Source organism: Pontibacter pamirensis (genome assembly GCF_010015475.1).
GTDB lineage: Bacteria > Bacteroidota > Bacteroidia > Cytophagales > Hymenobacteraceae > Pontibacter > Pontibacter pamirensis.
This window is the reverse complement of record NZ_SSNI01000079.1, coordinates 1-6,718: the sequence shown is the minus strand read 5'-3', so window position 1 is coordinate 6,718 and position 6,718 is coordinate 1. Positions and strand designations below refer to the sequence as shown.

At 46.1% G+C, this 6,718-nt stretch carries 4 protein-coding genes and 1 pseudogene; 3 read left to right on the top strand and 2 right to left on the bottom strand.

All coding sequences use genetic code 11. The features are described from left to right. Positions 1-204 precede the first annotated feature (204 nt). Positions 205-420 (top strand): annotated as a pseudogene (locus E1919_RS26620) (IS3 family transposase); the annotation flags it as partial. A gap of 51 nt (positions 421-471) precedes the next feature. On the opposite strand, the gene E1919_RS26615 reads toward E1919_RS26620, so the two are convergent. Both E1919_RS26615 and E1919_RS26610 read right to left on the bottom strand, forming a co-directional pair. Beyond that, positions 472-1,614 carry a glycoside hydrolase family 88 protein gene (locus tag E1919_RS26615; RefSeq protein ID WP_237144882.1) on the bottom strand — a complete coding sequence of 381 codons (1,143 nt, stop codon included), beginning with the start codon at positions 1,612-1,614 and terminating at the stop codon, positions 472-474. A gap of 312 nt (positions 1,615-1,926) precedes the next feature. Further along, positions 1,927-3,852 carry a malectin domain-containing carbohydrate-binding protein gene (locus E1919_RS26610; RefSeq protein ID WP_162056439.1) on the bottom strand — a complete coding sequence of 642 codons (1,926 nt, stop codon included), beginning with the start codon at positions 3,850-3,852 and terminating at the stop codon, positions 1,927-1,929. A 1,183-nt stretch (positions 3,853-5,035) separates the two neighbouring features. On the opposite strand from E1919_RS26610, the gene E1919_RS26605 reads away from it, so the two are divergent. Next, positions 5,036-6,400, top strand: a complete 1,365-nt coding sequence (locus tag E1919_RS26605) for an IS110 family RNA-guided transposase (protein ID WP_162056438.1) — start codon at positions 5,036-5,038, stop codon at positions 6,398-6,400. A gap of 49 nt (positions 6,401-6,449) precedes the next feature. Next, the coding region (locus E1919_RS26600; protein ID WP_162056437.1) for a hypothetical protein at positions 6,450-6,718 on the top strand (269 nt) is incomplete at its 3' end.

Below are 6,718 nucleotides of genomic sequence, written 5' to 3'. Positions count from 1 at the left end.
AAGCGAAGGTACAAATAGTAAGAATTGTACTCCTGGCTAACACTTCAAAGATATGAGTACTGTCCAGTCTGAAGGAAGAAGCAGGCAGGTGGAATTTCCTCATGCCCAATATCACCAGGTGTATTTGTCGCAAGAAATTTTTGCCATCCTGCCTGTGGTTGCTTACCTGTTCCTACTTGTATTCTTTCTGTTGGATTCAAAGATTTGAGCCGCAAGGGCAACTGCTGGGACAACGCCGTGGCAGAGAGCTTCTTCAAGACGTTGAAAACAGAAATGGTGTACCACCACAAGTTCGCCACCATAGCAGAGGCAAGGCTAGCCGTGTTTGAGTATATAGAGAGTTTCTACAACCAGAAAAGGAGGCATTCAGTGCTAGGCTATCTGACCCCTTGCCAGTATGAAGACCTGTTGTACAACTAAGCTATGGCTGCCTGAAAAAGTCTCCAGTAAAATATTGCAATTTCAACTAGCTTAAAAAGATAAAGTAGCATAGTTCTGGTAACGCCAAATTGCTTCCAACAAATAGTAATCAGCATACACGATCGGTACATCTATTTCTGATTTATTAGGCTTATTGCCAGTACTATGCATTAAAAGAAAATAGTTGTTGGCGCCAGCCTTGGCTAAATATTTATCAGAACAAAGGCTATTAATCAATTGGGCGGCTTTACTCAAGTATTGGTTGTTTGCTCCAGCGTATTTGCTTAACTCAATCAAGGCTGATGCAGCAATGGCTGCTGAAGAGGCATCTCGGGGGGCGCTGGGAATATCCGGTGCCTGGAAATCCCAGTATGGAATATGGTCAGCTATTTTATCAGTTTGACTAAGGAAATAATCCGCAGCTTCTTTTGCCTGTTCTAAATATCTTATGTCTTTGGTTTCCCGATAAAGAACCGTATACCCGTAAATGCCCCAGGCCTGACCTCTTGACCAACAAGAGGAGTGTGCATAGCCTTGGGCCGTTAGTTTGCTTAGCACTATACCTGATACTGGGTCATAATCCAGCACATGATAGCTGCTATTGTCTGCTCGAAAGCGGTCTTTCAAATCAGTATTTGCATGGGCTACAGCTATTTTATAAAATACAGAGTTACCACTAGCTTTCGCGGCCCAAAATAAGTACTCCAGGTTCATTAAATTATCAATAATCACCGGGTAAGAGTAGGAACCAAAATCCCAGGACTTGATGGCGCTGACTTCCGGATCAAAGCGAGTAGCTAATGAGTTAGCCCCCTGCAGAAGAATATTTTTATATGCCTGGTTATTGGTAAACTTTAACCCGTTCCCGAAAGAGTTGTAAAGCATGAAGCCCAAGTCATGGGTGTGGGTTTTAGTTTTTTGAGATTCAATCCCTTCAGTCCATTTCTCGGCTGCCTGCCGCCATTGCGTTTTATTCGTTATCTGGTATAAGTACCATAAGCTACCAGGAAAAAATCCACTAGTCCACGCACTTGAACCAGTGGTATATAAGGACCCATCAGGATTTGTGCTTCGGGGATACTGAGTGCTGTTTGGATACTTTTCAATATAAGCCTGATATTGCAGTTCGGCCAACTTAATTACTTTCTGTGCAGGAATTGCATCTGGTGTCTGGGCATCAGAGTCCAGCGCCAAACAGGACAACATGATTATCAATATAAACCTCATCTCTAATATTTAAGTTGGTTATTTTAATTAGTTAAATCAGAGTCATTGTTGATAAAAAATTATATACCTGGAGTCGCTTAAGAACTTAATCTAGGCACCTGGCACAGCAAACAGCTGCATCTATAAACATTACAGCTTCAGTGTTAAGATGATTTGAATGCTATGACATGCACAGGACTTGCACTCTGCTAGATTTAACAAACAATAGCATATTCAATGCTGATTTATTTCAGCAAAACACCTCTTGCGTTCTTGGCCCCGCAACAGGGCCATGCCCATTTATTCGATCACCAGCCTCGACTGCTTGGTACCTGACACGGCGCTGGCTTTCAGAATATATACGCCCCGGCTCACATGCCCGCCTAAGGACACTTCTGCACTGAATGCTCCCTGACCGTCGGTGGCAAGCATGACGGATTTAATAACGCGACCTAATCCATCATACAGGGTAAGGGCGACAGCCTCGTTCTTGCCGAAGCTCCTTGCCTCCACATAAAACCTTCCCCCTGTGCCCGGATTAGGATACACTGTCAGCTGCCGTGCGCTACTTGCATCTTCCATCAAATCTTGCATGAGGGCGGCAGAGGTGTTCGTTTGGTCAGCGACTTTCACTGCTTCTATGGCAGATACAATCGCATTATTGGCCACAGACGTAAAGTCTATATCAAGGGTGCCATCTGTCACCGACACATTCTCAAATGTCTTCACCACAGCGTTGCCTGCTCCGTGCTGCTCATAGATGTCAAAGTTGCTCAGCACCCGCCTTCCCTCCAAGGTCACATGGAACACGCGCTTGCCGGCGCTGCCCGCCACGCCTCCCGGGGCTCCGAAGTACGGCTCCAGGAAATAGAGTTTTACTTTATAAAGACCTGCCCCGTTCATAGGAATGCTATAGCTGAAGGGAGCCCCGGGCGCAGCAGTGTTCGGGCCAACAGAGAAGCGGTACCTCAGGTACAGTTCGTCGTCGTCGGTGCCCGCCACGTCAAAGAACTTGGAGGAGGTGACCCCACTGGTGGAGTGGGCGTCTGCACCCCAGATTCCCAACTGACTGTCGGTGTATGTGGAGCCGCCTGCATTGATGTGTATGGTGGTTTGAGTACCGTCACTAACTTCCATATTCATTAGCCAATAATCCGCACTACCCTTACTGGCTTCACCCTTATCAAATCCTCTACCTGAAAAGGAAAAGTTCCCGAGAAAATAACTGCTATTTGTAGCAGCCACCATAGCTATATTATAGTCGTGATTACTGCCCCCCCAGGTTCTACCCCAGACCTTATTTCCACTGCTATTGATTTTTATTAGCCAACAGTCGGCTTTACCCTTACTGGCTTCACCCTTATCGCCTCCTTTACCCGAATAGGAATAGCCTCCCAGTAGGTGGTCACCATCGGGAGTCGTCAGCATACTGCTTAAGAAATCATGTTGGCTCCCACCTAAGGTCTTATCCCACTGCTTCACACCACTGCGATTGACCTTCAGGATCCAATAATCAGTGGTAAGATTACCTCTGTTGGCTTCGCTCTTATCGTATCCAGCATTGGAGTCGGAGGAGCCTCCCACCAAATAACCTCCGTCCTGCGTAGCTACCAGGGCTGTAAGAGCATCATTTCTGTTCCCGCTAAAGGTTTTGTCCCACTGCTTCGCTCCACTGCTGCTTATTTTGATTATCCAATAGTCTTGCCTCCTGCTGCCTTGGCTCTTATCACCTCCTATACTGGAACTGGAAGTGCCTCCTAACAGGAAACCTCCATCCACTGTAGAAATCAGAGCCTGAAGTTGATCATTACTAGTACCGCCAAACACTTTATCCCATTGCTTGTCTCCATTGCCGTTGATCTTGATTACCCAATAGTCAAAACCGCCTTTATCGGCTACACTTTTATCGCCATTACTACCTGAATTAGAATAGCCTCCCAACAGGAAGCCTCCATCCGCCGTAGCAACCAGTGCATAAAGTCTGTCGTCGGAGGTGCCGCCGAAAGTTTTATCCCAAAGTTTAACACCATTCCGATCTAATTTTACGATCCAATAGTCATACCCCCCCTGATTAGGCGTAGTCTTATCATTCCCCACACCCGATAAGGAAAAGCCACCCAAAAGGTAACCACCATCTGGTGTAGCCACAATATCCTGTAGATAATCCCCGGCATTTCCCCCCAAAGTCTTATCCCACAACTTCGTACCATTCCTGTCGGCTTTCACAACCCAGTAATCTTGCCATCCTTTACTGGCTGCACTTTTATGTCCTCCTACACCTGAATGGGATCTTCCTCCGAATAGACATCCCCCATCCACCGTCCTAATCAAGGCTGAGAGTTGATCATATTGAGTACCCCCTAAGGTTATATCCCAAAGCTTATTCTGACCTTGTACTACAGGAGAAAAGCAGCTGCAAGACAGAAATATTAAATATATGCCAACCCTTACTCTATTTTGAAAATTAAGCTTATAAGTAGTAGGTAGAATGAAAGATTTATTCATAGTGGTACCTTTAGGGAGATGCAATAACATGAAGCGTTTTCAATAGCTAAAATTCTGGCTTGAGCGATTAATATAGTTTAATACGTACACGTATATTACCTCCACCAGAAGATTTCGGAATAGCCCCTATAAGAATAAAATGGCTATTTGTCTCTTTCTGCATAAGAAAATTAAAGTAGACTTCACCCGTGGCATAGGGGACGGATGAACTTGAGAAAGCACGTGTCCATCTAATCGTGGCACACCCCCTGACCGGCTTTCTCAGAAGTTGTATATTTACCGCACTTACTGCGGTCTCTTTTCTTAAAGTTTGATAAGTTCTTATCAAATACCGCTAGTTAAATATTTACATCAGTACACTCTTCCTTAGGAAAACCACTTTACAAGTGTAGCGGTGTTTAAAAATTAACTAAGAAATCACATTTAAGACAAACTTAAATAACTAAAGTACAATGATGAGTTTTTTATTTGTACGTATTATACTTTAAAATGTACCGAAAGCGGTAAAAAATCTAAAGAATTAGGGAACAAGGAAAAATAGTCATTTTACAGTATAATGGCCCCCGCAAATAGGACAGCAGTTTAAGTGTAAACTACTTACTTGTAATCCTAGGTCTTCTCCTGAAATCCATGGATAGCGCGAGCACTGTTGAATAAGCATGACAACTGAAGCTTCTCAGCATCTTGATTCTGCTTATCTTGAGTCTGCTTCAGAAAACAAGCCCCTTACTTAAATGGAACTTGTAAAGTCCTCCCTGAAATCCGGGCTGGAATGTATAGGCTCTTGCTATGCATGGGCATTTGGTGAATTAACTGGTGATCTCGGCTGAGAATCCCGTACAGAAAAATCTTAATCAGGAAATACATTCCCTGGAGCTATTCTTAAAATAACAAAAGAAACGTCATGGGAAAAGCACTGCCACTTCAAATCGTCAACCCACACGCTGCCGGCATAGATGTAGGGTCCCGCAGCCACTTTGTTGCCATAGATCAAAACAGGGAGAATGTCCGCTCGTTTGGCATTGGCACCAAAGACCACCAGGAGCTCATGCTGCACTTGCGCGATTCCGGAGTTACTACAATCGCCATGGAAAGCACCGGGACCTACTGGCAAACTCTCTTCAACGCGCTTCAGAAAGCCGGGTTTGAAGTGCTGCTTGTCGGGGGGAGCCAGACAAAGCATGTGCAGGGGCGCAAAACTGACGTGCTGGACTGTATGTGGATTCAGAAGCTGCATTCCCTTGGCCTGTTGTCGGGCAGCTTTCTGCTGAGCGACACGCTCCAGGAGCTACGCACTTACTATTACCACAGGCAGCACCTGGTGGAGCAGATTTCCAAGTACACGCACAAGATGCAAAAGGCGCTCCGGCTAATGAACGTCAGGCTGGACGTGGCCATCCGTGACATTACCGGTAAATCAGGACTTGCCATAATAGAGGCGATTCTGTCAGGGAGCCGGGATCCGCAGCATCTTGCCTCGCTGGTAGACATTAGGATGAAGAAGTCCAAGCAGCAGATCGCCGAGGCGCTCCATGGCTCCTGGCGGGAAGAGCTGCTGTTTGAGTTGAAGGCGTGCCTGCACTTCTACAGGCTCTACGAAGAGGCCCTCAGGGAGTGTGACCAGGTGATCGAGAGCGCTTTGATGAAGCACCTCCCTCAGCGTGCAGCATCCGAACCCGAAGGGAAGGCAGTAAAACAGAGCAAGAAGAAGAGCAGTAAAAACGCACCTGGATTCAATGTCCCCCAGATTGCTTACCAGTACTTCAAAACTGATCTTTTTGCTATCCCCGGCATCAGCTACGGCACCGTTCTTTGCTTGCTGACGACGATGGGAAATGACTTGCACAGGTTCCCAACCGCCAAGAGCTTCGCCAGCTGGCTGCGCCTGGTCCCAAACAACAAGGTAAGCGGCGGGCGTATTATCAGCAGCCGCACACCGTCAGGTAAGTCTTACTTGGCGATAGCTCTTGGCCAGGCGGCCAACTCCATTGGCAACCAGAAGGAGCATGAACTCACCCCGTTTTTCAAAAGAATAGCCTTCAAGAAAGGGAGGATAGCCGCCATCACGGCAACAGCAAGAAAGCTGGCCGTCATTATCTGGAACATGGTAACTAAAGCAGAACCATACAAGAAAAGCGAGATAAAGGAAACCAACGAAAAAAGCAGGCGAACAGGGCTAAAGCAGGTGGAAAGACGCATCAATGCGCTTAAACTAAGTCAGAGTGAACTTGAGAGGCTATTCTCAAGAGCTTCTTTCCTAGCTACTTAAAAATGAGTTGTACAGAAATAGGTTGACAGTTTTTAAACAAACTATCCCTATGGAAGACCACATCAAAGAACTACTTAACCGCTATCAGTATAGCGAGGAAGTCAAGGAGGCAGCAGCCTTTCGCGTGCTTTTTGGAGGCGAAGATGCCAAGCAAGTGATGCAGGAGCTTGGCGTACACAATGTCAAAACTGTTCATCATTGGGTTACGGACGACCAGCGTAAGATTGAGCAAGGACTTATATCTTTACCACCCATGAATGAGAAGCAAAAGCAAAACCTGGAAGCACTCAAGCAGCGAAACAAGCAGCTGGAGAAAGC